This is a genomic window from Kitasatospora sp. NPDC022856, from assembly GCF_055561235.1.
Genome location: NZ_JBVHHE010000140.1, coordinates 1 through 1,342 on the forward strand (window position 1 = coordinate 1; position 1,342 = coordinate 1,342).

Sequence of the window (1,342 nt, forward strand, 5' to 3'; positions counted from 1 at the left end):
GGTCAGGCCCCCACCCTCCGGATACCTCACACCAACGGCATACCGCAGGGATCATGAACCGTCACTACCCGACGACAACCCGAAATCCTCAGTAAGCCCAGCCAGGCCTGTGGTCGCGTGGGTGTTCTCGGCCAGTCACCACGCTCGTCTCAGACGGTGTACCAGGCCGTTTTGACCGCACTGCCCCGCGGGGCGGTGCGGTCCTACGAGGCGACGATCACGAGGCGCAGTGCCGTTCGTCCTCCTCGAACGCGTCGTTGCCCGCCTTCGTGTCCGTGGCGCTGGTCGGCTCGTCGCCGGCGCTCGGGCGCGGCAGGTGGCGGTTCGGGAACGGAGTAGTGACGCGGTGGCGCAGCCGGGTGGGGTCAACGCGCTGCCGCTGGCCGCCGCAGAGGTCGAGGTCTCCTTCTTCCGTACGATGTGGCGGGTCCTTAGCGTCCTGGTGGCGCATGTCATCTTCCGCACGGTCTCCACCTCGCTCGCGCCGACCCGCACCGTGGGGCCGAGCGGCGTCGAGGTGGCACCCACGCGCTCGGCCACATCTGCGAAACCCGGGATCCCGAGAGCCACCGAGTAGAGACCGGCCGCCAGCACTGCGCCATGATGCATCCATGTCGGCCCTCCCGAGGTTCACGAGTTCGTCGACGACATCACCCGAAGTCGGTTGCAGCAGATCCAGATCGTCGTTGGGGCGGGGGAAGCCAGCCTCGGCCGACGTCACGGTCCGTCCGAGCCTGCGGGTGAGGACCGCGCAGATGACCGGTTGGACCGGCACGGTGCCCCGTACCCAGTGCGATGCTGCGGAGTGGGGCCAGCGCCGAGGGCAGGTCGTCGTTCCGCAGGTGGGCGACGGCCAGGACCGTGCAGCGGATGCCGATGGCGCGGGAAAGTCGCTCGCGGACATCGGCCCGGCCTGCTGTCCCCCGCGCATGGCGGCCCGCGGCTGTCCGAGGTCCTTGTGGATCTCGGGCGGCATCGGTGCTGATCCGCTGGTGCGTGAGGTAGGACAGGTGGGCTGGGTCGCGGGTGCCCGGGTGGATGGAGTCCAGCAGGGTCTCGCACGCGGCCAGGTCCCGGCCGGCGGCGGGGGAGTCCTCCGCGCGGCCGTGGGTGGGGACTCCGCGGGCTTGACGAAGGCCGGCATGCCGGGGCGCGGCGGCGCGGTGAGTGTGCTCGTAGGCGCTCCGGGGTTCCAGGCCGTGTCGATCGCCTCGTGCGCCCCGCACCTCCAGGGCCGGGGTGCAGGCCGCGAGCGCCACAGTCACAGCAGGCGCCCGCCCACTCGTCGCCGAGACCGCCGGCACCCTGGTCCTCCTCACCGTCGTAGGGACCACCCTCGCCA

The 1,342-nt window shown here is 71.2% G+C and carries 1 protein-coding gene; it reads right to left on the bottom strand.

The features are described 5' to 3' along the window. Positions 1-217 precede the first annotated feature (217 nt). Entirely contained in the window at positions 218-451 is a 234-nt protein-coding gene (locus tag ACZ34W_RS38710; protein WP_465611201.1) for a hypothetical protein, read from the bottom strand. Positions 452-1,342 lie beyond the last annotated feature (891 nt).